The 1,739-nt window shown below is 71.6% G+C and carries 2 protein-coding genes; one reads left to right on the forward strand and one right to left on the reverse strand.

The features are described from left to right. Positions 1-1,529, reverse strand: a 1,529-nt coding sequence (locus GTY56_RS40340; protein WP_346345422.1) for a beta-ketoacyl reductase, incomplete at its 3' end; no start/stop codon positions are given. Between the two features lie 15 nt (positions 1,530-1,544). On the opposite strand from GTY56_RS40340, the gene GTY56_RS40345 reads away from it, so the two are divergent. After that, a partial coding sequence (locus GTY56_RS40345) for a hypothetical protein (RefSeq protein WP_237524392.1) occupies positions 1,545-1,739 on the forward strand: 195 nt, incomplete at its 3' end.

Raw genomic sequence — 1,739 nt, forward strand, 5'->3', positions numbered from 1 at the left:
CCGGCGTAGACGCCGGTCCGTGAGCCGCGCAGCGAGTGCGGGTCGATACCCGCCCGCTCCAACGCCTCCCACGACGTCTCCAGCAACAACCGCTGCTGCGGATCCATCGCCAACGCCTCACGCGGCGAAATACCGAAGAACCCCGCGTCGAACTCCCCCGCGTCATGCAGGAACCCACCCTCACGCACATACGTACGCCCAGGCACACCAGGCTCCGGATCGAACAACCCCGCCACATCCCAACCCCGATCCGTGGGCATGGGGCCGATGACGTCCCGTTCGTCCATGAGCAACTTCCACAGCTCCTCGGGAGAGTGCACCTCGCCCGGGTAACGGCAGGCCATACCGACGATCGCGATCGGCTCTTCGGGGGCGACGGCCCGCCGGGCCGTGTCGGCCTGGTCCCTCCCGGTGACATGCTGCGCGGACAGGCCCAGTGCCTCGCCGTACAAGAAGTCCGCCAGGGCGCCGGGGTTCGGGTGGTCGAAGACGACGGTGACGGGAAGGACGACACCGCTCGCGGTGCTCAGCCGGTTGCGGAGCTCCAGCGCGGTCAGCGAGTCGAACCCCGCGTCTTTGAAGGACCTGCGCGGCGGCAGGAGTTCCGTCGTGTCGTGCCGCAGGACGGCAGCCGCCTCGGCCCGGACCAACTCGACGAGTGTCCGGCGCTGTTCGGGCTCCGGGAGCGACGCGATGCGCTCGACGAGTGCGCCGGCCGACTCGGCGGTCCCGGCACCCTCCTGCGCGGCCCCTTCCGACCCCAGCGCACGTCGCGCCTCGGGCAGGTCCGCGAAAAGCCGTCCGCGCCGCAGCGCGGCCGTGCGCGGAGCGAACTCAGACCAGTCCACGTCGACGACGGTGCGGCAGGTAGCGCCCTGGTCGAGCGTCCGGTGCAGCGCCTCGATGCCAGTGGTGGGCTCAAGCGCGCGAATGCCACGGCGGTTGAGGCTCACCTCTCCCGTGCCCTCGGCCATGCCGCCGCCGCCCCAGAGGCCCCAGCTTATGGAGGTCGCCGCAAGTCCGGCGGCACGGCGCTGCTCGGCGAGCGCGTCCAGAGCCGCGTTGGCCATGGCGTACGCGGCCTGGCCGCCGTTACCCCATACGCCAGTGACGGAGGCGAAGAGGACGAAAGCGTCAAGGTCCAGGTGTGCGGTGAGCTCGTGCAGATGGACGGCGGCCGTCGCCTTGGGGCTCAGGACCTCGTCCAGACGCCCGGAGGTGAGCGTGTCGACCGTCCCGTCGTTCAGCACACCGGCGGTGTGAAAGACGGCGGTCGGCGGATGCGCGTCGAGCAGTGCGGCCAACGCGGCACGATCGGACACATCGCAGACTGCGAGCGTGACCTGAACGCCGGACGCCCGCAACTCTCCCGCCAGCGCGTCCGCGCCGGGCGTCCCGGCACCGCGCCGACCGGTCAGCACCAGGTGCTCGGCTCCGTTCCGGGCCAGCCAGCGGGCCACCCGGGACCCGATGGCGCCCATTCCCCCGGTGACGAGAACGGTGCCGCGCGGACGCCATTCCGGCTTCACGCCCGTGAGCTTCCGGTGACCTGCCTGAACGACGCGCCGGCCGTAGGCGCCCGAGGGCCGCACCGCCAGCTGATCCTCACCGGCGGCGATCCCGGCGGCCAGTGCCCGCACCGCCAGACCCACCGACCGCGCGTCGGCGTCCGCCGGGAGATCGATCAGACCACCCCAGCGATCGGGGATTTCAAGAGCGGCAACCTGTCCGAGCGCCCA

The organism is Streptomyces sp. SID5643, from assembly GCF_009872555.1.
GTDB lineage: Bacteria > Actinomycetota > Actinomycetes > Streptomycetales > Streptomycetaceae > Streptomyces > Streptomyces iakyrus.